This window comes from Paenibacillus sp. 1-8 (assembly GCF_056316205.1).
The window spans coordinates 1,458,735-1,481,734 of sequence record NZ_CM149995.1; the positions used below are offsets into that span (position 1 = coordinate 1,458,735).

21 protein-coding genes and 1 riboswitch are annotated in these 23,000 nt (G+C 49.9%); of the genes, 14 read left to right on the forward strand and 7 right to left on the reverse strand.

The features are described 5' to 3' along the window. Window positions 1–60: 60 nt before the first annotated feature. Window positions 61–861 carry a Cof-type HAD-IIB family hydrolase gene (locus AC0WRU_RS06675; RefSeq protein ID WP_431089908.1) on the reverse strand — a complete coding sequence of 267 codons (801 nt, stop codon included), beginning with the start codon at window positions 859–861 and terminating at the stop codon, window positions 61–63. Window positions 862–1,024: 163 nt separating this feature from the next. Further along, window positions 1,025–2,026, reverse strand: a complete 1,002-nt coding sequence (locus AC0WRU_RS06680) for a lipoate--protein ligase (RefSeq protein WP_476127723.1) — start codon at window positions 2,024–2,026, stop codon at window positions 1,025–1,027. A gap of 163 nt (window positions 2,027–2,189) precedes the next feature. Here AC0WRU_RS06680 and cobD point away from each other — a divergent pair, with 163 nt between their 5' ends. From cobD to AC0WRU_RS06730, 10 genes are all read left to right on the forward strand, one after another. Next, window positions 2,190–3,293: a threonine-phosphate decarboxylase CobD gene (gene cobD / locus AC0WRU_RS06685; RefSeq protein ID WP_476127724.1), complete on the forward strand. Its 1,104-nt coding sequence runs from the start codon at window positions 2,190–2,192 to the stop codon at window positions 3,291–3,293. After that, window positions 3,283–4,254, forward strand: coding sequence for an adenosylcobinamide-phosphate synthase CbiB (gene cbiB, locus AC0WRU_RS06690; RefSeq protein WP_476127725.1), 972 nt, complete (start codon window positions 3,283–3,285; stop codon window positions 4,252–4,254). Before cobD ends, cbiB begins: the two co-directional genes overlap by 11 nt. Before the next feature lie 44 nt (window positions 4,255–4,298). Continuing rightward, window positions 4,299–5,132, forward strand: coding sequence for a histidine phosphatase family protein (locus tag AC0WRU_RS06695; protein ID WP_476127726.1), 834 nt, complete (start codon window positions 4,299–4,301; stop codon window positions 5,130–5,132). A gap of 122 nt (window positions 5,133–5,254) precedes the next feature. Beyond that, window positions 5,255–5,449: riboswitch (cobalamin riboswitch) on the forward strand. Window positions 5,450–5,655: 206 nt separating this feature from the next. Beyond that, the gene (locus tag AC0WRU_RS06700) at window positions 5,656–6,663 is read left to right on the forward strand and encodes an ABC transporter substrate-binding protein (RefSeq protein ID WP_025682390.1); all 1,008 of its coding nucleotides are present in this window, start codon (window positions 5,656–5,658) and stop codon (window positions 6,661–6,663) included. Further along, window positions 6,660–7,706 (forward strand): FecCD family ABC transporter permease, encoded by a 1,047-nt coding sequence (locus tag AC0WRU_RS06705; RefSeq protein WP_476127727.1) that lies wholly within the window; start codon window positions 6,660–6,662, stop codon window positions 7,704–7,706. Before AC0WRU_RS06700 ends, AC0WRU_RS06705 begins: the two co-directional genes overlap by 4 nt. After that, a complete protein-coding gene (locus AC0WRU_RS06710) occupies window positions 7,703–8,569 on the forward strand; it encodes an ABC transporter ATP-binding protein (protein WP_476127728.1) in 867 nt (288 codons plus the stop codon). Before AC0WRU_RS06705 ends, AC0WRU_RS06710 begins: the two co-directional genes overlap by 4 nt. A gap of 75 nt (window positions 8,570–8,644) precedes the next feature. Continuing rightward, complete coding sequence (gene cobT / locus AC0WRU_RS06715) at window positions 8,645–9,715, forward strand: nicotinate-nucleotide--dimethylbenzimidazole phosphoribosyltransferase (RefSeq protein ID WP_476127729.1); 1,071 nt, start codon at window positions 8,645–8,647, stop codon at window positions 9,713–9,715. Beyond that, on the forward strand, window positions 9,712–10,335 hold the full coding sequence (locus AC0WRU_RS06720; RefSeq protein WP_476127730.1) for a bifunctional adenosylcobinamide kinase/adenosylcobinamide-phosphate guanylyltransferase: 624 nt from the start codon (window positions 9,712–9,714) through the stop codon (window positions 10,333–10,335). Before cobT ends, AC0WRU_RS06720 begins: the two co-directional genes overlap by 4 nt. Next, complete coding sequence (cobS, locus tag AC0WRU_RS06725; protein ID WP_476127731.1) at window positions 10,332–11,210, forward strand: adenosylcobinamide-GDP ribazoletransferase; 879 nt, start codon at window positions 10,332–10,334, stop codon at window positions 11,208–11,210. The genes AC0WRU_RS06720 and cobS overlap by 4 nt, the downstream gene beginning before the upstream one ends. Window positions 11,211–11,237: 27 nt before the next feature. Further along, entirely contained in the window at window positions 11,238–12,857 is a 1,620-nt protein-coding gene (locus AC0WRU_RS06730) for a cobyric acid synthase (RefSeq protein ID WP_476127732.1), read from the forward strand. A 99-nt stretch (window positions 12,858–12,956) separates the two neighbouring features. Here AC0WRU_RS06730 and AC0WRU_RS06735 read toward each other — a convergent pair whose 3' ends face one another. Continuing rightward, entirely contained in the window at window positions 12,957–14,657 is a 1,701-nt protein-coding gene (locus tag AC0WRU_RS06735) for a methyl-accepting chemotaxis protein (RefSeq protein WP_476127733.1), read from the reverse strand. A gap of 429 nt (window positions 14,658–15,086) precedes the next feature. Between AC0WRU_RS06735 and AC0WRU_RS06740 the strand changes: the two genes are divergently transcribed. From AC0WRU_RS06740 to AC0WRU_RS06750, 3 genes are all read left to right on the forward strand, one after another. Continuing rightward, window positions 15,087–16,301 carry a PTS transporter subunit EIIC gene (locus tag AC0WRU_RS06740; protein WP_476127734.1) on the forward strand — a complete coding sequence of 405 codons (1,215 nt, stop codon included), beginning with the start codon at window positions 15,087–15,089 and terminating at the stop codon, window positions 16,299–16,301. Between the two features lie 298 nt (window positions 16,302–16,599). After that, complete coding sequence (locus AC0WRU_RS06745) at window positions 16,600–17,997, forward strand: L-cystine transporter (protein ID WP_476127735.1); 1,398 nt, start codon at window positions 16,600–16,602, stop codon at window positions 17,995–17,997. 238 nt (window positions 17,998–18,235) lie between these two features. Then, window positions 18,236–18,934 carry a queuosine precursor transporter gene (locus AC0WRU_RS06750; RefSeq protein WP_025682906.1) on the forward strand — a complete coding sequence of 233 codons (699 nt, stop codon included), beginning with the start codon at window positions 18,236–18,238 and terminating at the stop codon, window positions 18,932–18,934. A 71-nt stretch (window positions 18,935–19,005) separates the two neighbouring features. On the opposite strand, the gene AC0WRU_RS06755 is transcribed toward AC0WRU_RS06750, so the two are convergent. Together AC0WRU_RS06755 and AC0WRU_RS06760 are read right to left on the reverse strand one after the other, a co-directional pair. Beyond that, window positions 19,006–20,094, reverse strand: a complete 1,089-nt coding sequence (locus tag AC0WRU_RS06755; RefSeq protein ID WP_476127736.1) for a M24 family metallopeptidase — start codon at window positions 20,092–20,094, stop codon at window positions 19,006–19,008. Window positions 20,095–20,166: 72 nt separating this feature from the next. Continuing rightward, window positions 20,167–20,931: an MBL fold metallo-hydrolase gene (locus AC0WRU_RS06760; protein WP_476127737.1), complete on the reverse strand. Its 765-nt coding sequence runs from the start codon at window positions 20,929–20,931 to the stop codon at window positions 20,167–20,169. A 176-nt stretch (window positions 20,932–21,107) separates the two neighbouring features. On the opposite strand from AC0WRU_RS06760, the gene AC0WRU_RS06765 reads away from it, so the two are divergent. Then, window positions 21,108–21,629: an N-acetyltransferase family protein gene (locus tag AC0WRU_RS06765; protein ID WP_476127738.1), complete on the forward strand. Its 522-nt coding sequence runs from the start codon at window positions 21,108–21,110 to the stop codon at window positions 21,627–21,629. A 134-nt stretch (window positions 21,630–21,763) separates the two neighbouring features. Here AC0WRU_RS06765 and AC0WRU_RS06770 read toward each other — a convergent pair whose 3' ends face one another. Beyond that, window positions 21,764–22,198, reverse strand: a complete 435-nt coding sequence (locus tag AC0WRU_RS06770) for a threonine/serine exporter family protein (RefSeq protein ID WP_476127739.1) — start codon at window positions 22,196–22,198, stop codon at window positions 21,764–21,766. Window positions 22,199–22,218: 20 nt separating this feature from the next. After that, on the reverse strand, window positions 22,219–22,974 hold the full coding sequence (locus AC0WRU_RS06775) for a threonine/serine exporter family protein (RefSeq protein WP_476127740.1): 756 nt from the start codon (window positions 22,972–22,974) through the stop codon (window positions 22,219–22,221). Window positions 22,975–23,000: the final 26 nt, after the last annotated feature.

Consider the following 23,000-nt stretch of genomic DNA (forward strand, 5'->3'; position numbering starts at 1 on the left):
CCGCGTGCTACTGAACATGCGACGTTTGGAGGTTTTGTTGAGCTGTTTCATTGATCTCGATTATTCAGCATTCAGCACGAATTTGTCGATGGCGTGCTTAACACCGTCTTCGTTATTGCTGCTAGTGATGTAATCAGCCAGCTTTTTCAAATCAGGAATGGCATTCTCCATCGCTATGCCGAGACCCGCGCATTCGAGCATTTCGTGATCGTTCCAGGAGTCGCCGATCGCAATCGTTTCGGACAGATCACAGCCGTAATGGTTAGCAAGGAACGTAAGAGCGTGACCCTTGGTGCCCTCATGATGCATGATTTCCAGAAAATGAGGCTTGGATTTGGTAATATGCACTTCATCACCAAGCAGCTCGCGCAGTTCCGGGATCAGCTTGTCCAGCACTTCGGGCTCGTCAATAATCAGCATTTTAGGAGTGGGCAATTCTACCACTTTACTGAATACAGGCTCTACAAAATATTCCGTATTGTTCAGCTCGGTGTAATCCTTGATTTTCTGATTATCTTCACGTGTGTACAATTTGTCATCTATATACGTTTGCAGATGCAGATTGCGTTCCACGCAGAATTCATACAGGCGACGTGCGGCCACAAGTGGAACATAACGCTCATACAACACGTTTTCGTCCAGCAGGTTTTTAATCAAGGCACCTTGGTACGTAATGATCGGAACGTTCAAGCCAGTTTGGCGGGCGAGTTGTTTGGCAGATGCATAAGCACGTCCTGTTGCAAGAGTAACCACGACACCTTTGGCTACAGCGGCTTCAAGCGCCAGCTGTGTTGCAGGAGTAACTTCTTTCTGGTCGTTAATGAGTGTATCATCAATATCAATGGCAATTAATTTATACATATCGGTATTCTCTCCTTTTATCTCTATCATGGGGCAATGTTCAAATTGTATCTTATAATATTCAAAATGACAATATCACAATGAAAAGGGGACGACTCCATTAAGAGCCTGTCCCCTTATAACCACTGAAGAATTGGATTGAATCAATGGAAAAAAGTGGCTGTTAGTCTTCCAAAAATACGAGTCCTACAAAATCGTCCAGCTCAATATTGCCGAAATAATGCTTCAAATCAAGAGAGGACAAGGCTTGACGAACCTCACCTTCATCGTAGCGTTTACCGCGCAGAATATTTTCAATATCAGCGACGTCACCCACACCGAAGAAATCTCCATAGATTTTAATATCACGGATATAGCCTTCCTTAAGATCCATGCGGATATCAATAATACCGACTGGAAATTTACGTGTGTGCTTGATATTACTCTCGGGGGATTGACCGTAGTTCCAGTTCCACGATTGGTAGCGTTCAGCGGAAATTTCATGGATTTTGGCCCAGTCAGCATCGGTTAGCTTATATTGGGGTACCTGATCCAGCTCTGCATCGAATATGTAACGCAGCAGCTCCTCGCGGAATTGCTCAATGGTCATCTCCCGGTCCATCAGCTCGCTGATGTTAGCGACGCGGCTACGGACAGATTTAGTACTTTTGGATTTAAACTTTTCGGGATTGGCATGCAGTGATGCGGCCACATTGTCCAGGTTCAGGTTAAACATCAATGTACCGTGGCTGAACATGCGTCCGCGCGTGGCAAATTGGGCGTTCCCTGAAATTTTGCGCTCACCGACCTGAAGATCGTTGCGTCCGGTCATTTCGGCTTCCACACCCATTTGGTGCAGGGCGTCAATGACAGGCTGTGTGAATTTGAGGAAATTATGAAAGGACTCCCCGTTATCCTTGGTAATGAAGCTGAAATTTAAATTACCGAGGTCATGATATACAGCCCCGCCACCAGACAGACGACGAACGACTTGAATGTTGTTGTCTCTGACAAACTCGGCGTTGATTTCTTCAATGGTATTTTGATGCTTGCCTATAATAATAGAAGGCTGATTAATGTAAAACAGCAGATAGCTGTCGTCCAGCGGAAGATGCTTGAGCGCGTACTCCTCAATGGCAAGATTAATGGCTGGATCGTGTATGCCCTGGTTGTCGATGAACAGCATGTCCATTCCTCCGTATATATAAACTGTGTAGTTTTATGTGTACCTCCTTCTATTGTAACCCAAGTGAGCGATGTACACAAAAGCTCATTGCATTGACGGGACGCGAAAAGCAGCCCCATAATGGAGCTAAATGATTCGGAACGGCCGGAAAGGATGATAGGCAATGATAGAGGTTTACGGTCACGGCGGGGACAGGGAGACGGCTGCTGCGACATTCGGCGGGACGGCTGCGGATTTTGTGGATTTTAGCGCGAACATTAATCCGCTGGGTCCGCCACCGGAGGTGCTTGAGGTGCTGCAAAGCGCGTTGGACACTGTGGTTCGCTATCCAGACCCCGGACACCGGAATTTTAAAAATATGCTGGCGCGGCGACTGCATGTTCCACCAGAGTCGCTGAGTATCGGAAACGGCGCGGCTGAGAGCATGGCGTTGCTGTTACTGGGACTGGCTCCCAAGCGTGTGGGCACGGTGGAGCCGTGCTTTTCGGAATATGCCGAGCTGGCGGGCAAATTTGGAGCTGAGGTAAGCAGGGTGTACGGCAAGGCCTCGCTTCAATGGAAGGCGGATGTGGAAGACATACTCCAGCTCATGGAGCAGGTGGATGTTCTGTTTCTCGGTCAGCCGAATAATCCGAACGGTGTGCAATACGGCGATCAGGAGCTGCGTGAGCTGGCAGAGGCGGCAGGGAAAATGGGCACCGTGCTAGTGGTGGATGAAGCGTTTATTGATTTTATCCCGCAGGAACGGAAAATTTCACTATTGCCTGTGCTGGATCGGTATCCCCATGTGATTTTGATCCGGTCGATGACGAAATTTTATGCCATTCCGGGCTTGCGCTTGGGCTATGCGATTGCTCATCCGGACTACATCCGGCGAATGACGGCCAAGCAGGTGACCTGGAGCGTGAACGGATTGGCGTTGCTGGCCGGAGAGGCGTGTTTGCGGAGCGGTGAGGCGTACGAGCGCCGCACGCAGGAACTGATTGCTACGGAGCGTAGCCGTCTGCTGACCGCTTTGGCGGAATGGGGCTGCGGTGTCATCCCCGGTGAAGCGAATTACGTGCTGGCACGGGCGCCGGGGACGTGGAGCGCATCAGCTATTCAGCAGGCGCTTGGACAACGCGGAATTCTTATACGTAGCTGTGCTATGTATCCGGGGCTGACAACGAGCCATTTTCGGATTGCGGTCAAGGATGCAGAAGCCAACGATAGGCTGCTGTCTGTATTGGGTGAAGTGCTGGAGGAGGAACGGCGGCGTGACAGTTAGCTTGATCATGATGGCTGCATATCTTCTGGACAGGCTGATCGGCGATCCGAGGTGGTTGCCGCATCCGGTCATCGGCATGGGACATGCCATTTCTGCCTTGGAAAAGGCGATTCGCCGCCGGGTTCACAGTGACCGTGGTTTGAAACGCGCTGGTTTGCTGCTGCCACTGATTGTGGTGGGCGGCTCCTTTGCGCTTGGCTGGACGTTACTGCGCTTGCTTGCCTGGATTCATCCGTGGCTGTCTGTCGGAGCGGAAATTGCGCTGATCGCAACCACAATTGCTTCCAAAGGACTAAAGGACGCCGGAATGGCAGTGTATCGCGAATTAAAGGCGGGTGATCTGCCTGCGGCACGCCGGGAGCTGGGGATGATCGTCGGGCGGGATACGCAGCAGCTCGATGAGCCTGAGATTGTGCGTGGTACGGTTGAAACGGTGGCTGAGAATATCGTGGACGCGATTATTTCCCCGCTTTTTTATGCCCTGATCGGGGGAGCACCATTAGCTCTGGCTTATCGTGCCGTGAATACCCTCGATTCCATGGTTGGCTACAAAAATGAAAAGTATCTGCATTTGGGCTGGGCCTCGGCACGTCTGGATGATGCCGCTAATTACATTCCGGCACGCCTGACAGCGGGTATGCTGGTAGTAGCGGCGTGGGTTTATGGGCATGATGCTGGACGTAGCTGGCGTATGGTAAGGCGAGATGCGCGGCTGCATCCCAGTCCGAACAGCGGCTTTCCAGAATCAGCAGTTGCGGGTGCATTGGGGATTCGCCTCGGAGGCTATAATGTATATCATGGCGTGCGCTCCTTTCGCGCATATATGGGAGAGCTGGTGCGATCGATGGAGCCGGATGATATCCGGCATACGATCCGGCTGATGTTTGCCGTGTCCAGTATGTTTGCGGGATTGTGTCTGTTCGTGTCCGCCGGATGCTATGCGCTGGGGTGGATACAGTGAAGCGTGACACACTGAATAATGATCGAGCAGGAAGTGACATTATCTTGAAACAAGATATAGCAGCAAAAAGGACAGTAGAATACGCACAAAGTCCGAACTCACAGGAGGATAAGGTGCCGTATTATGCTAAAGAAGTTCTGCATCGGGACTTGGAGCTTGTGCTGGTACGGCACGGCACAACCTTATGGAACAGGGAACGTCGATACCTGGGGCACTCCGATCTGGGATTGCTACCGGGAGCAGAGCAAGAATTAGAGCCTTTGCGGGAAAAATTACAGAGGCATTCCTTTGCCCGAATCTATTGCAGTGACTTGATACGTTGTCGTCAGACCTTGCAGATCATTTTGCCGGAATCGGAACTGAAACCAGAGCTTGAAGTGGGAACCCACTTCGAATCGAAACCGGAATCACGGTTGGAGCTAACATCGAAATGGGAGTCTGAGCGTTTCCTATCTAATATGTCTGTTGGGTCTGCCATCATGGAACCACGTCTGCGAGAGCTTCATTTTGGCGAGTGGGATGGAAAAACGTATGACATGCTTAAGGATGTGGAGTTGTATCGCGCTTGGATTGATGAGCCGCAACGGATCACCCCTCCTGGAGGAGAGTCTTGGGCAGATTTTGTGAATCGTCTGCGCAAATTTCTTGACTCTCTGTATGAGTGGCATGTTGCTATGGAAGTTCAGCCAATGGGTTTGACTGCTGCGCCGCCCTCTATTTTGATCGTTACGCATGGTGGCGTAATTCGTCAGTTGGCTTGCATGCTGATACCGGGCCATGATTTTTGGAGCCTGAATCCGAAGCCGGGAGCGGCAATTAGGATTCAATTGAGGTTGGCAGGACCGCACAATTACATTGCGAAAATGCTTCCTCATTAGGTTAGACATCAACGGATAAAGAGGCTGTTTGGGTTGTAAGCCGTCTCTTTTTAACCTATAATCATCAAGTAAAAGAACGGCTTGATTACCACTACATCAAATATCCAGCAGACGAGGTCGGCGCAGTGTGATGAAACTATGGTTTCCCTTTCCTGCGCTGTTAAAAGGGAAGTCGGTGTGAGTCCGGCGCGGTCCCGCCACTGTAAATGGAAAAATGCCAGCCCGATATGCTTTATGTGCCACAAAGCATATGAAGGAGTAGCAGGCTGTCGCATGTTTCTGTAAGTCAGGATACCTGCCCGTCCGCCTGTCACCATAATCCTTCGAGGAAAGGATGACGTGTTCGCAGTGACTGTCCATGCGGGAAGAAGCTGCCGCCTGCGCACGATCTGCGCTAACGTGACCCCTGTGTCCTGATATGAGGATGCGGGGGTTTTTTGATAGGAAAAGAAGGCTGGATATAGATGATATCGGATGATTCAAGTAACGCTCTTAACGATTTTTTTATGAAGGGGTGCAAATCATGGCAGGGAAAAAAATAAAGGTTTGGACAACAGGTCTATTGGCTCTGATTTTGGCAGTTGTGCTGAGTGCATGTGGTGCTAATGGAAAGAATGCTGAAAATAAAGAGGGTCAGGCTTCTTCACAGCAGCCGGGACAGACAGTTACCGCACAAGAGCCTCCGGGCAAAACGGTCTACCCACTCACGATTAAGGATGCAACAGGACAGGAATTTACATTCAAAAAAGCGCCGGATAAAATCGTTTCCGTCTCCCCGGCAGAAACCGAGGCGCTGTTCGCCATCGGGCTGGATAAGGAAATTGTAGGCGTCTCCGACTACTCTGATTACCCGGAAGCAGCTACGAAAAAGCCTAAAGTGGGCGGTATTATGAAACCGAACGAAGAGGCGATCATTGCTGCAAACCCGGAAGTCGTTTTTGCGGGAATTTCACTTAGTGAACAGGCTACGACCAAGCTGCGTGACATGGGAATTATGATTTTTAAAACGGAACCGAAAACAGTTGAAGATGTCATGGCTAACATCGAATTGTATGGTAAAATCACCGATCATCAGAAAGAAGCGAGAGCGGTGACCGACAAGATGAGAGCAGATGTAGCGGAAGTGAAAGAAGGAGTTAAAAATATCGGTAAAGGGCAGAAGCTGCGGGTATACGTCGAGTTTTCACCAGGCTGGACGGTTGGTAAAGGCGAATTTATGGACGAACTGATTACGTTGGCGGGCGGAGAAAATGTAGGTGCCACGCAGAAGGGGTGGTACCAAATCAGTGAGGAAAATATTATTGCAGCGAACCCTGACGTGATTTTGTACAGCAAAAGTGTCAAGGATGACAAAACAGGCCAGACGCTCGGCGATATCATTAAAGCTCGCAGTGGATGGGATCAAATATCGGCTGTTCGTCACAACCGGGTATTTGCCGTGGATGATAATTTGATCAGTCGTCCGGGTCCGCGCGTAACGGAAGGTCTCAAGGAAGTGGCCAAGGGCGTGTATCCTGAAATTTTCAAATGAACCGTAAACTGATCGGCTTTGGAGGGACAGGTCTTGTCCTGCTGCTGCTGACGCTGCTACTTTGTCTTGGCATCGGCTCGGCCAAGCTTCCGGTCAGCCAGATCACGGGTATTCTGGTCAACCACCTACCGTGGTTAGGTGATACGTTTACACCGGATTGGAATACATCCTCAGAGCAGATTATTTTGAAGGTCAGACTGCCACGAGTGTTACTGGGAATGCTAGTAGGCGCAGCGCTGGCGCTGGCGGGAGCCGGATTTCAGGGTGTGCTGCGCAATCCTTTGGCTGATCCGTATACACTGGGGGTATCCTCTGGTGCTTCGGTAGGAGCGGCGGTGCTGATTTATTGGGGGCTTCAATTTTCATTTGTTGGCATATGGACGCTGCCGCTAGTGGCGTTTACGACCGGAATGCTGACGCTGTGGATGGTGCTGACGTTGGCACGGGAAGGCGGAAAAATTCCAACACAAAGTCTCATTTTGTCGGGTGTGGTGATGCAATCCTTTCTGGGAGCGGTTGTTTCCTTTCTGACAGCCATGTCGAAGGAGACGGTCAATGAAATACTGTACTGGACGATGGGAAGTCTTAGTCTGCGCGGTTGGTCATATACAGGAATCCTTTTACCTTATGTGGTCATAGGACTGGTGTTTCTATGGAACCGGGCACGTGTGCTGAATATTCTGGCTTTGGGTGAACGTCAGGCGGCTCACATGGGAGTTAATGTAGATGCGACGAAGCTATCCGTTCTGATCATATCCACGCTGTTGACGGCTGCGGCTGTCTCGGTATGCGGAGTGATTGGCTTTGTGGGACTCGTTGTACCGCATATCATCCGTTTGGTGACGGGTCCCGACTATCGGATGATCGTTCCGTTATCCGGGCTGGGCGGGGCTATTTTCATGGCTTGGGCCGATACTGCGGCACGTACGCTACTGGCTCCGACCGAAATTCCGCTTGGTGTCATGACGGCCTTTGTCGGTGCACCGTTCTTCGCATATCTCCTGTACCGGAACAAGAAGCTGCGCAGGGGGGGATTGCTGTGAAGGAACCAAGTGGATCACAGGCACCGCGAGTCCGGGCGTTGGAGATTGCCAGTCTGACTCGTGATTTTGGGGAATTCCATGCGTTAAAAAATATAAGCTGGAGCGTAGACGAAGGAGATTGGTGGGGCATCATCGGCCCGAACGGGAGTGGAAAGTCGACGTTGCTGCATCTGCTTTCCGGTGTGGACCACGCGACTTCGGGAAACGTTCTTGTATATGGTAAAAAGGTCAGCAGCTATGGCAGAAAAGAGCTTTCCCGTCTTGTAGCTGTGCTCCAGCAGGAGGGGCTCCCCCCGGTAGGTTACACGGTAAGGGAAGTCGTGGAAATGGGACGCTTTCCCCATCAGGACTGGTTTGGTAGAGAAAAGGTGGATAAGGAAAAAGGGATTGACCCGGGAATCATTACGGATCGTGTGCTGGAGAGGCTGGATCTTACCAACTTGGCGGACAGGTCGTTAGACCGTTTGAGCGGGGGACAGCGGCAGCGTGTGGCTTTGGCGAAGGTGATGGTGCAGGAGCCACAGATTTTGCTGCTGGATGAGCCTACAACCTATCTGGATCTGCGCTATCAGCTTGAATTTATGGAGCTGCTGGCGGAATGGCGGCGGGAAACGGGCGTGACGATTATCTCTGTCCTGCATGATCTCAATTTGACTGCCCAGTTTTGTGATGACTTGCTTGTGCTCAAGGACGGAATGGTTGAGGGGTTAGGAGCTTCATCAGAGCTGTTAACAGAGGAGCGGATTCGCCATGTATATGGTGTTGAGCCTGTAATGTTGCCTCATCCGGATAGTGGTGTGCCGCAGCTTTTACTGCGAAGAAGTGCACGGGATGCAACTGGTCGGGGCGAACGACTGGAGTAATTTGAGTAAAGTATTGAAGAAACAGAATTTATGATGAGATCGCTAAACACATATAGGGAGCAGGGAGTGGAGGGCATGAACGGAAAATTACAGCAGTTGATCGCCAGCATTGCACAGCCGGACGGGGCGGCAGCCTTGGCGGCCTCGGAGCATTTGGACCAATTAACGAAGCCACCGGGGAGTCTTGGAAAGCTGGAAAGTCTGGCTATACAGTTGGCAGGCATTACGGGGGTGGACAAGCCTGAGTTTAACCGCAAAACGGTTATGGTCATGGCAGCGGATCATGGTGTATGTGAAGAGGGGGTCAGCGCCTTCCCGGCAGAGGTTACACAGCAAATGCTGTATAACATGCTGTCCGGCGGCGCGGCCATTAATGTGCTTGCACGTCATGCAGGTGCAGATGTCAAGGTGGTAGACGTGGGTGTGAATGCAGATGTCGCTCACGCGGATTTGGTGAACCGTAAGGTGCGTATGGGGACCGCAAACATGGCGAAGGGGCCAGCGATGCTGCGTACGGAAGCCGAGCAAGCGATTTTGGCTGGAGCTGAAGCTGTGGCGGAAGCAGTCAAAGGCGGCACACGATTATTCGTAACCGGAGAGCTGGGCATTGGAAATACGACGGCTAGCGCTGCGGTCGTATGTGCTCTTACCGGGCTGGAGCCAGAAATGATTGTCGGCAGGGGCACGGGTGTGGATTCGGCGGGGCTGACCCGTAAAATAGCGGTTGTCTGCCGCGCATTGGACGTGAACCAGCCTGACGGAAACGACGCCCTTGACGTACTGACCAAGGTCGGCGGTCTGGAGATTGCCGCATTGGCAGGCGTCATCCTCGGCGCAGCCGCTCATCGCTGTCCGGTCGTGCTGGACGGCTTTATCTCCGGCGCAGCTGCGCTCGCTGCGCGTACACTTGCGCCTGCAAGCGCAGCGTACATGCTCGCTTCGCACGCCTCGGACGAGCGCGGGCATGCGGCGGTGCTTCGCGAGCTCAAACTGGAGCCGATGCTTCATCTGGACATGCGGCTCGGCGAGGGCACAGGCGGTGCGCTTAGCCTGCACCTGATTGATGCGGCGTGCCGCATTATGCGCGAAATGGCGACCTTTGCCGATGCAGGTGTATCGGACGGTCAGGGAGCCGCGCAGCGATGAAGGCGCTCGTGACCGGCGGTGCACGCAGCGGTAAAAGCGGCTTTGCCGAGCGATTGTGCATGTCGCGCGCCTCGCGCGCCTGCTACATTGCAACGGCGCAAGCCTATGACGTGGAGATGAAGGAGCGTATCGCCCTTCATCGGCTCCAGCGCGAGTCTGCCGGATATGACTGGCAGACGCTGGAGGAAGCGCAGGCGCTGCCGGAACTGCTGCGGCGTCTGGGCAGCGGCGTAGAGCCACGGCTGGCTGTGCAAGGCAGCAATCCTGCCAACCTTCTGCACGTCAGCCAGGCACCGCAGCCATCGCTTGCACCCATGGTGCTGGTCGATTGCCTGACCCTCTGGCTGTCGAACGTGTTGCTGGCCGCAGGCGAGGACGGCGAAGCTGCGGCCCGTGCCGCCATGGATGAACTGGCGACAGCTGTGGAGCAGTATCCGGGGCCGCTCGTCATCGTGACCAATGAGGTCGGTGACGGCATTGTACCCGAGTATCCGCTTGGACGGCTGTATCGGGATTTAAGCGGGATGATGAATCAGCGGATCGCCCGCCTTTGTGATGAGGTATTTCTGGTGACGGCTGGCATTCCCGTAGAACTAAAACAGTTGGAATACAAGCTATGAGCGGCGAACGTCAGGCGATTGCGGCTGCTTTTCAATTTTTGTCCCGTCTTCCAGTTAAGGCAGAGCTGGATTTTTCGCCAGAGCTGCTGAAACGTAGTGCAAGCTATTATCCGTTGGTAGGGATGATCATCGGCCTCATCGTATGGTGCTTTGCAGCGCTTGCCTCTCTGGTATTGCCACCGTTGCCATGTGCAGTTCTTACTCTTGCCGTTTGGGTGTGGCTCACGGGCGGGCTGCATCTGGACGGCTGGATGGATGCGGCTGATGCTTTGTTCAGCTACCGTTCCCGTGAACGGATGCTGGAGATTATGAAGGATAGCCGTGTAGGAGCGATGGGCGTCATTGTTTGTGTGTTGTTGCTTATGCTCAAGGCTTCTTTGCTGTATACGGTGCTGGCTGAACGGGATCTGTCCGGTTTATTGCTGCTTCCGATGGTTTGGAGCCGCTGGTTTATGGTAAGCGCGATGAAGCGCTGGCCGAAAGCTCGTAATGATGATGGACTGGCGGCACGTTTTGCTGACATGAGTGGCAGACGTGCCGGATTGGCTGTGTTCTGGGCTGTACTCATCACGTTGGGTGCCGCAGCAGGGCAATGTATCACTGCCGGATGGTTCACAGGAACAGGCGCCATGGGCAATACATCTTTTACAGCTTATGGGCAGTCAATCTTTTCCCATCCGGGCGAATTAGCCATTTGGACAGGCTTTTTGCTGCTGCCGCTGCTGGCCAATGGTGTTGGAAGCTTCACAGCAAGCCGTATTAACCGCCGTTTGGGTGGACTGACAGGGGACATTTACGGAGCCCTGAACGAATTGTTGGAGACTGTTCTATTGCTGTTTATTGTGATTTTGTACGGACTGGAAGCATATTTTTAAATGAATTGGTAAAAGGGGAAGAGGCAATTGTCAAATTTCGAACCGTCCCGCACGAATCCCGCAGCAGTGCTTATGCTTCAGGGCACAGCATCGGATGTGGGCAAAAGCGTGGTGACTACTGCACTGTGCCGTATATTCACGCAGGATGGCTATCGTCCCGCACCGTTTAAGTCACAAAATATGGCGCTAAATTCTTATGTCACCGAGGACAGCAAAGAAATTGGACGCGCTCAGGGTGTGCAGGCAGAAGCCTGCGGTATTGAAGCAACGACCGACATGAACCCCATTTTGATCAAGCCAGTCAAGGATATGCATTCACAAATTGTTGTTCACGGTGTACCTTATGCATATATGAGTGCTTCCGATTACCGAAAGGAATTTTTGCCGCAAGCCAAGCAGACGGTCATGGACGCGCTGAATCGGCTGCGTGATACCTATGACATTGTTCTTATGGAAGGGGCAGGCAGTCCGGCAGAGATTAATTTAAAGGACCGCGATATTGTAAATATGAATCTTGCGGGCTGGGCGGACGCTCCAGTGCTGCTTATTTCGGATATCGACCGTGGCGGTGTTTTTGCTTCTCTGGTAGGAACCATTGAGCTGTTGGAGCCACATGAGGTGCAGCGTATCCGTGGATTCGTCATTAACAAGTTCAGAGGGGATCTGTCCCTGCTTCAGCCGGGACTGGACTGGCTGGAGGAACGAACCGGTATTCCTGTACTCGGCGTGCTGCCCTATCTACCGGATATCCGCATTGAGGCAGAGGATTCCGTGGTGCTGGACAAGAAGCCCAAGCTGTCTGCAAAGGATAAAGCGCTGGACATTGCGGTCATTCGCTATCCGCGTATTTCCAATTTTACAGACACGGATGCTTTGGCAGCAGAGCCGGATGTGAGTGTACGTTATGTCACGGATGCCGGAGAATTGGGTGTGCCTGACGCTATTATTTTACCGGGGACGAAGGACACGATTGGCGACCTGCTTGAATTGCGGACAAGAGGTCTGGAGCAGGACATTCGGGAGGCTATGAATGCGGGACGCACGCAGTTGGTGGGCATTTGCGGAGGCTATCAGATGCTCGGTACAGCCTTGTTTGATCCCGAAGCGGTCGAATCTGGTATGCCGCAGCAGGCAGAAGGATTGGGTTGGCTGGCTCTTTCTACGACCTTCTTAAAGGAAAAGCAAACGGTACGCGTACAGGGAACCTTATCTAATCACTGTCCATTGTTGCTAAATACTGCGCCCGATTCGGATTCTGCTCCCGCGACGATGATTGAAGGCTATGAAATACATATGGGCGTTACGGAATGTGTTACGGAACCACACGCGCCTACAGATAGTGCCGAGGGAATGAACCGAATGCACACGTTATTCCATATCCGTCGCGGCGAGGGAACAGCCTTTGAGGAAGGTTGGGGAACAGCGGATGGTAAAGTATGGGGTACCTATTTGCATGGTGTGTTTGATAATGATCGTTTTCGTCGTTCCTGGCTGGATGGATTGAGGCAAGCCAAGGGCTTGGCAGCGCTGGACAGCACCTTTACCGTACGTGAAGCCAAGGAACGTGAGTTTGACCGTGTTGCAGAGGTGGTGCGGGCCCATTTGGACATGGACCGAATCTACCGCATTATGGGGATGGACTCTTAACCTTTATAGATGATCGTATAAAATACGCTTTTAAAAATAAAGAGGTATCTCCACAGCCGTGTTCGTGGCCGAGAGATACCTCTTTCCTTGTAGTTCAGCTTACTTGATTTTGAATTTTTGTACGGCTGTTTGCAGTTCGGTCGCTTGCTTGCTTAATTGGCGTACGACCTCGCTGTGGCTTTCCATTTCATTCAGTTGCTCATCGGCATTAAAACCGATTTCCTGAATCATATGCTGGGCATTGGCAGCGATGAGAGCTGTCTCCTCCACGGATGCGGATACCTCCTCTGAGCTGGCGGATACCTGCTCTGTTGCTGCGGATACCGTCTGAACCGTTGCATTGATCGTTTGCATGAGCTGGCTTAGCTGATTAAAGGCTGTACTCGCTTGCTGCACCATTTCCGTTCCCGAATGAATTTCTCGGCTGACCCGAGTTACAGAGTCAACGGACTGTTGCGATACTTCCTGAATGGTTACCAGATAATCGGAAATTTGCTGTGTCGCTTCTTTTGACTGCTCGGCGAGCTTGCGAACCTCCCCGGCTACAACGGCGAAGCCGCGTCCATGCTCACCTGCACGAGCAGCCTCAATGGAGGCATTCAGGGACAGCATTTGAATCTGTTTTGTAATGTCAAAAATAGCCGAAACGATGCTTCCGATGGCCTCGGAGCGCTCATTCATACTATGGATGTATCGAAGCGACTCATCGGCAGCCTGTCCTACCTGCGACATTTGGGCTACAGCGTTTTGAGCGAGCGTATTACCATTTACTGTTTCTTCGGTTGCTTCACTGATCTGATCGGATACATCATTGGCAGAGGAGGCAATATGCTGAACGCCTTGAGCGATTTCCTCCATAGCCTGTGCATTTTCAGCAGCAGCAGAAGCTATGCTGGTACTGCCCTTTGCCACTTCCTCTGCGGCAACGGTAGAGTCCTGTACTTTTACACCCATCGCTTCAGTCCGGCGAAGCAGCTCGTCGGAGCCTTTTACAACTGCACTGGATGTGGAAAGCACATGACCGATCATTTCTTTCAGATTATGGGACATGGATTGGAAGCTGCGGGCAAGCTGTGCAATTTCGTTGTTACCGATAACTTTCGGCTCTTGTGACAGGTCACCTTGAGCAATTTTTTCACTATGACGAACCAGCTCCGCAATCGGCTCTACAACCTTGCGCACGACAATGGTAGAAATAATTCCACCCAGCAGGAGCGTTGCAATTGTAATACCTATGCAAATCCATAAAATTTGTTCGGATTTGTCCTGCACAAAGCCAACGTCCTCGTTCACACCCAGGACCAGGTTACTGCCCGCTATGGCAAAGAAGGCGGTTTTGTGTACTCCGTATGAATCGCTGTAAATGTCGCTGACATTCATCTCGCCTTGTTTTGCTTTTTTGATATCCTCCACAGGAACCAGTGCATCCTTGATCTTATATACCGATTTTTCATTTCGTGCGATAACCTCGGCCTTACCATCTTTCACCACTGCGATATATGCCGATTCAAGCTTAAGAGTGTTGACCTTATTCTGAAGATAAGATTCCATCTGCATACCAGACCCGGAATCCGAACCATTTCCTTGCTGCGCCTGGACCGCCAAAGAAATATTAAGATCCTGATACACACTCTTGGCCCCAGTTTCCAGCATTTGATCCACCTGAGGAATGACACTGTTATTAATGATACTCATGGATACTGCATAAAAGCTGACACTGAACAGAAGGGACGCGAAGAGCAGAATCAATAAAATCATAATCCGTAATCTTGCGCCAATGGAAAGATTAAAACGCTGCATGAAAAATCTCCTCTCACATGATAACACTTTATGATCTACTTATTTTCCTTTTCTGCTTGAAGAAAAAACTGAAAATGTTCGGATTCTATGTATATTTCAGCTGTATTCAAGGGACAAGAACAAGAAAGGGAAGTAATCCATGAATTACTAGAAGTAGGTTAGACCTATTTTACATAATTAACAGGCGGTTGAATAGTCATATTTGCCCAAAAACAAACAAAAAATATATATCTATGGTCTTGGGTGTTTAGGTGGAGTGATTATATGGAGCACGAAAATAAATATCTCATTCCTTCTTTTAAGACTATTGTAAAAAAGAAGTAATGAAAGTAGTATAAGGAATGCCACCTTCCATGTACTTCCTGCAAGCAGTTATATATAAGTACGAATGTGGCCTTCAATATACATAAAAAAGGGGAAAAGGCTTTTATGAATCAGGATTTACTTTCCAAAGAAATGAGTTCGCAGGCAGGAGAAGAAAACAAACAGGAGCCCATTTCAGGTAGCGATAAAACGGCCACAAAAGGGAATCCGATAAGTCGACTGTTTGATTTTATTTCGGGCGTATTTACTTCAATCCTGCCGGCACTGATCGGGGCGGGAATCATTCAGGTGATTGCTTCTGCTTTGTTGTATCTGGATCTTCATTCTAATTTTGAGATTTTTATTATTCTATCGTACATTGGCAGAATAGTATTTTATCTTTTACCCTTTATGGTGGCAGTAAGTGCAGCCAAAAAGCTTGGCAGCAACATATTCATTGCAGCAGTCATCGGGGGATGCTCGTTTATTCCCAACCTTACGGAAGTGCTGAAGTCCGCTAAAGAGATCAGCTCGACCAGCTTGCCAGTGGCGGAGCCCCAGTATATTTCTTCCTTTATACTGATCCTTATTGCCGTTTGGCTTGCAGCGAAGATTGAGCAAGGTTTGGGCAAATTAAATCGCTATTCCATTAAGCTGCTGGTTGCCCCAACGTTGACGCTCATCATTATCATGCCTCTATTGCTGTTTGTTTTTGGTCCGCTGTGGACTACTCTGGCTCATACATTGTCAGAAGAATTTTCTTCATTGTTCTTCTTCAATTCGGAAGTATTGGCGGGTCTGCTGTATGGAGGCACTATACCTTTGCTTCATTTTTCGGGCATGCAATATATGCTGGTGAACGATATGCTGGAATCCGTTGCTGCGACGGGGTATGATTATATTGCTCCTGTCATGGTGGCGGCGGTTATGGCTCAAGCGGGGGCGGCGTTCGGCGTATGTATTAAATCCAAAAATTCCAAAGTCAAGGCGCTGGCCGCAACCACAGGCTTGTTAGCCATGCTGGGAATCATTGAACCGGCCATGTATGGTGTGAATGTACGTTTCAAAAAACCGTTTCTTGCCGCGCTGATCGGCGGGGCCATAGGTGGGGCATTTGTATGCCTGTTTGAAACGGCAATTACTTCTCTTGTGAACTTATTCGGACTAATGACTTTACCGCTGTTTAGTGACTCCACGCTTGTGTACGCCGTTTTGGGGATGGTCATTTCGTTTGTTACGGCTGGTTTAATGACGTATTTCATGGGCTTTACGGATGTAAAGGAAGAAGCAGGAACATCAACAGATGCAGGTACTGGAACAACGAAGCTTCCGAAGCTGTAGGGCTGGTAAGTGATTTCGGGCTTGAAATGCTCATACATGTCGGCATGGATACAGTTAAGCTGAAAGGTCTAGTGAATTGGATACAGCTGGACAACAGAACAAGTATTAAATAGCAGGCAGCAAGTCTTCGAAGTATGGAGGCTTGCTGTTTTTTGTTCAATTGGATAAAGGGAAAAACTGCTTTAAATTATTTTATGAATATAAAACCTACAAAAATAGTTGGCATTGTGATATAGTAATCAATGGATTGATTGAAGGATCACTTTATAAAACATAACAAGTTTGGAGGAAACGATATATGGATACCTTCTTTATCATTTTGAACATAGTAGTGCTGCTTTTGCTGCTCGGCGTATTAGTCTGGATGCAGAAGAAGCATATTTCTTTTACGAAGAGGGTGTTTGTCGGACTGGGCTTCGGTCTAATCTACGGAGCTATTCTCCAGTACGCCTACGGCTCGGGCTCGGAGGTCATTACGAAATCGGTTGACTGGTTCAACCTGGTAGGTAATGGTTATGTTCGTTTGCTGCAAATGGTAGTTATCCCGCTCATCATGGTGTCGATTATTTCAGCCATTATGAATTTGAAGGGACGACAGAATCTTGGCAAAATCAGCGTGTCCATCATTGCCGTATTGCTGATTACAACGGCTATTGCTGCTTCGGTCAGTATTGTGACCAGCTTGTCGTTCGATCTTAAAGCGATTGAGATTCAAAATGGGGAAAAGGAACAAGTACAGGGTTTGAAGATGGAGGAGCGTCTTGGAACAGTTCAGGATATGACGATTCCACAGCAGGTGCTGGAATTTATTCCATCTAATCCTTTTGAGGATATGACGGGAGCTCGTCGTACTTCGACGCTGGCAGTAGTGATTTTCTCGGCTTTTATCGGGGTGGCCGTGCTTGGACTGGATCGTAAAAAGCCAGAGCAGGCGCAAACCTTCCGTAAAGTAATCGATGCCGTGTACGCTGTAGTGATGCGGATTGTGACGCTGGTACTGAGGTTGACGCCTTACGGCATTTTGGCGCTGATTACTAAAGTTGTAGCCACGACGAATCCGGATGAAATCTTGAAGCTGATCAAGTTTGTGCTCGCTTCTTATGTGGCTTTGTTGGTCATGTTCGTCATTCATCTTATTTTGCTGGCTCTGTTCGGCTATAACCCCGTAACGTATGTGAAAAAAGTATTGCCTACGCTGGTTTTTGCCTTTACATCCCGTTCCAGTGTCGCAACGATTCCGTTGAATGTTGAAACGCAAACGAAAAAGCTTGGTGTGTCGGACGGCATCGCGAATTTGTCTGCCACCCTGGGAGCAACCATTGGACAAAACGGCTGTGCAGGCATTTATCCGGCCATGCTGGCGGTCATGATTGCGCCAACCGTGGGCATAGATCCGACGAGCTGGGATTTTATCCTCACGCTCATTCTGGTCGTTACGGTCAGCTCCTTCGGCGTGGCGGGTGTAGGCGGTGGTGCCACCTTCGCTTCTCTGATCGTGCTTTCGACCATGAACTTGCCCGTAGCTTTGGCAGGATTGCTTATTTCGGTTGAGCCACTGATCGATATGGGGCGCACAGCGCTGAATGTCAATGATTCCATTACGGCAGGACTCATTTCAGGCAAGGTGCTCAAGGAGAATGATCAGGACGTGTTCAACGACCATGGCGTGGATTTGGATTCGAAGGCACGCTCCTGATTGGGATGATAGGAACTCTCCACGTAGTCTAGGGGCAGGTTTTAGAGGGAGAAGTATCTGCGTGCATATTAATACTCAGAGTCGGCCATAAGGTCGGCTCTTTGTGTTGTTTTATTGATTTAAGTTATAGCTGTTCACGAATCGTAATCTGTGATACATTAAAATAATGTTTTTCCGGCTTGCTTCGGAAGAACCGCGGTTCGCAACCATCCCGCGCTATCAAAACTAGGAGGCTTTCATGTTTAATTTGCTATGGGGGGCAGCTTTTGTCCTCGTCAATTTTATGTTCTTTTTGTTATGTTATCGTTTATTCGGTAAAAAAGGGTTGTACGCCTGGATTGGTGTGGCTACCGTGCTTGCCAACATTCAGGTAACCAAAACCATCGATCTGCTCGGTATTACGACGACCTTGGGAAACACAATGTATGTTTCTATGTACATGGCCAGCGATTTACTGAATGAAAAATATGGACCCAAAGAGGCGCGTAAAGCGGTGTGGTTCGGATTTTTCACTTTGATTATGACGACGCTAACGATGCAGATGGCGCTGGTGTTTCAGCCTAATGCAACCGATTTTGCCCAGACGCCGATGCAGCAATTATTCGGACTATTACCAAGACTTGCGCTTGCCAGCCTGACAGCTTATGCGGTCAGCCAATTACTGGACGTGCGTCTATACTCCTGGATTCGCAAGTTTTTCCCGGAACGTCACCAGCTCTGGATTCGCGGTAATGGCAGCACGATGATTAGCTCGTTTATGGATACGCTCATTTTTTGCAGCATCGCCTTTTACGGATACGAATGGGGAATATGGCTGGAGCTACTGTTCACCACCTATATCTTAAAATTTGTACTAACCGCGGCGGGTACACCGATATTGTACATCGCACGCAATTTCCGCTTTGCAGAAGAGGAGGGGCAGACTCTCAAGCCGTAATTTGGCTTGGGGTTGCTCCTCCTTTTTTAACTATACTTCTTAAGACATAAATGCAATGAATACAGTTAGCTTTATCCCAGGACCGTCAGCTCTTTCGGAAAAGAGGTCAGCACTTCTACGCCGTCAGAGGTGACCAGAACGTCATCTTCAATCCGTACACCACCGATGCCTGGCACGTAGATGCCGGGCTCTATGGTGAACACGAAGCCCTCATGAAGCAGGTCTTCATTACCGCCATGCACAGACGGATATTCGTGAACGCTCATGCCAAGACCGTGTCCAACCCGATGGTTAAAGGCAGGGCCATACCCGGCAGCTTCTACAACTGCACGTGCTGCCTGGTCTACCGACGCGCAGGATACACCCGGACGAATGGCGGCAATACCAGCCTCGTTTGAGCCGAGTACCGTCTGATAAATCGTCTCCAGCTCAGCTGACAGCTTGCCAAAAGCAAAAGTGCGCGTAATGTCTGAGGCGTAACCATCTGAATATACACCCATATCAAACATAAGCAAATCGCCGTGTTGCAGCTTGCGTATACCCGGAACACCATGAGGTAACGCTGTTTTGGGACCAGATAGCACCGTGGTGTCAAAGGACGGGCCATCTGCGCCGATTTTCTTCATCTGGTATTCGATTTCGGCTACCAGCTCGACTTCTGTTACGCCTTCACGCACATGGGTCAAGCCGTGGCGAAGTGCGTCCTCCACCAACTGTGCGGCATGTTTTAGACGCCGTACTTCCTCAGGTGTTTTTCTTACGCGCATGTCCTGAAGCACAGGGCCGAGATCCACATATTGGGCCGCACCAATGGCAGTATGTAGCTGTTCGTAGCGGAGTACGGAGACGTGTTCCTTTTCCAGCGCGAACACCCTCACTCCGGTACCTGTGCGCTGGCGCAGCAGATCATATGGATTGTCTGTATCTGTGTGAGTGGATATGCGAGCCACGGAAGAAGCGGCGTGGGCCGCCTCTGCATCCAATGCAGGCACGATCAGTTCAGGCTCCTCGTCCCGTAGCAGCACCAAGCCGAGAAATCGCTCATGCGGCTCACTGGCAAAGCCAGTCAGGTAGTAGATATGCTTGGGATCGGTGACGAGCAATCCGTCCCATGACTGTGACTTCAATTCATCATATAGCCGGGTTATTTTATCATTCATGCAGATTCATCCCTTTCTATTCATGAATTCATTATAACGCTTATTACATATTTGTTTATAGATCTGACTACTTTAGTCTCGTTCCTGACTTAATGTCTGTAGACGTGCCTGTACATTCTGATCATAAAAACCCCCATGGTAGCACAGCACCTTCTCGACATCCAATACGGTCAGTTTACCGAGGCTTTCCAAGGCCAGTGGCATATCCGGTGTAGCCGATTCAGCAGGGCCGACCAGTTTGCCTTCAACTACACGCAGCTCGTCCGCCGCCAAAAGCAGCTTTTGTGCGGGCACATACAAGCTGATATGTCCCGGTGTGTGACCAGGTGTATGAATAATCTGCATTCCTCCACCATAAGGAAGATGCTCACCGTCTTCGAGGACATGGGTAAAGCGCAAGTCCGGCAAGCGGCGGATCATATCCTCTGCTTGCTGTTTGAGTGTATTATCCAACTGATTGATTCGTTCCGGTGTCAGCTTCACAAACGGCCGATCCCCTGTCATATAAGGAATATCATCCTTATGAGCCAATAGAGCGGTATTCGGTAGCAAGTCCAGTAGTGCATGAACATTACCGATATGATCAATGTCCTGATGCGTTAAAATAATTCGCTTCAGGTGGCTGATATCCTCTCCCACATCTGCAATAGCCTTGCGCAACGCTTCCAACTGGCCTAGCATCCCCGTGTCAATGAGCGTAAGCCCGTCCTCATCCTTGAGCAGCACAGGATAAATCGTTGTTTTTCCAAAGAAAGATTCCATAGGTATTTCCAAAATCAAAATTTGAGTTCCAATATTCATATAAGCTGCTTCAGAATCCCGTGAACTCCGAAGCACACCTCCTGTCTTATATTGTTTAATGGGTTGACCAAGCTTTGAAGCTTTTGTTTTTCTTCAAGCTCTATTATAGAACCCTTTGTATCCGAGCCGCAAAAAAACATCTTAATATGGCTGTTCGGGTGCTTGTCTTGTACAATGAAATAAATCAACAGAACAGGAGGCGGGTACAAACGATGAATAGGGACCAATCTTTTTCCATTGAATTTGCGCGCAGGGAGGATCTTCCGGCTATTGTGGGCATTTATAATTCCACCATTGCAGGTCGAATGGCAACGGCAGATTTGGAGCCCGTGACAGTGGAGAGCCGTATCCCATGGTTTGAGGCTCATCAAGAAGACCATCGACCTTTGTGGGTTCTGAGACATAAAGAGGCGATTGCAGGGTGGGCCAGTCTCCAGTCTTTTTACGGACGTCCAGCTTATAACGGTACGGCGGAAATCAGTATTTATGTCCATGAAGATTCTCGTGGAACTGGAGCAGGAAGTCGTCTGGTGCAGCATGTACTGAATGAATGCCCTAGGCTTGGAATTACGACGCTGTTGGGGTTTGTATTTGGTCACAATGAGCCGAGTATCGCCTTGCTGCGCAAGTTCAGTTTTGAACAATGGGGTTATTATCCGCGTGTTGCGGTGCTGGACAGTATAGAGCGGGATTTGGCTATTCTGGGTAAACGAGTGGATGTTGAGGATAAATAGACGAACAAACATCGTTTATAAAGTGGAACATGAAAAAAAAGCTGCATCCAAAATGTTCTGTGCACTACAATCGTGCGTATTTTTGGAAGCAGCCTTTAATGTTGTGAAAAAAATGATGTTGCTTATCCCGTCGTTTAACGCTGTGGTTTCAAACGTATGTTGTGAAAAATCTGATTGAGTACCTCGGACAGCACCAGGCCGACAGCAATGGCACCTGCGATCATGAGTGTGCTCATAGCCAGCTCCAGCGCCTGAGGATAATTATGCTGTACAAACTGTCGCATCGCATTGTAGGCCATGCCTCCCGGAACAAGCGGAATTATGCCTGCCACGCTGAAAATAGTAACGGGCATTTTGTACAGTCTGGCCAAGCTCTGGCTGATGATCCCGATCAGAACCGTTGCCAAGAGACTGGCGCTCACGGGTCCCATGCTGTCTGTCGTCCAATAATAGACGAGCCAGCCCAGCATCCCGACGAAGCCGCATTGCAGCAGTGAACGTCGGGGAGCGTGAAAAAGAATGCCGAAAGCAGCGGTGGCAATAAAGCTTGTGAATAATTGTGCAACCATAAACTTGGATCTCCTCCGAATCACATATACGAAATGATAACCGCAACACCGGCTCCAATACCAAATGACGTCAAGCAAGCGTCAGCCCCCTTGGATATGCCCGAAACGAGGTGTCCAGCCATTAAATCCCGAATGGCATTTGTAATTAATAAGCCTGGCACTAATGGCATAACGGAGCCAATAATGATTTTGTCCATCATTTGGCCCCAGCCTGCAACTGTCAGTAAAGCCGCCAGCAAGCCGATTAGAAAAGATGCCGAAAATTCCGAGAAAAACTTAACCTTAACGAGCCTGTGAAAATATTGCACGGCTGCGAAGCCAGCCCCGCCGCAGAGAATGGCTGCGGGGAAATCCCGCCAGACCCCGCCAAACATAATCATAAAGCAGCCACTCGCCAATGCCGAAGCTGCCAGTTGTACGCCGTTGGAATAGCGGTGCGGACCACATTCAATCTTGGTCAGCTCCGTGACCGCTGCGCGGGGTGACAAGCCACCCAGACTTATTTTACGTGAAATCGCGTTAACCTCTACTACCTTATGCAAATCCGTGGTCCGCTCCACAATCCGGATCAGCTTGGCAGGCTCTGCGTCATTAATAGCAAAAAAAATCCCGGTCGGTGTCACATAGCTATGGGACTGAGGTATGCCGTAGGCTGAGGCAATACGGGACATCGTGTCTTCGACGCGATAGGTTTCGGCTCCATTTTGCATCATGAGCTTGCCAGCCAGCAGACAAACCTCGATGATCTCAGGGGTAGGGTGGGAATGATTATTCATGCTCGCTCTCTCTCATTCGTACCGGG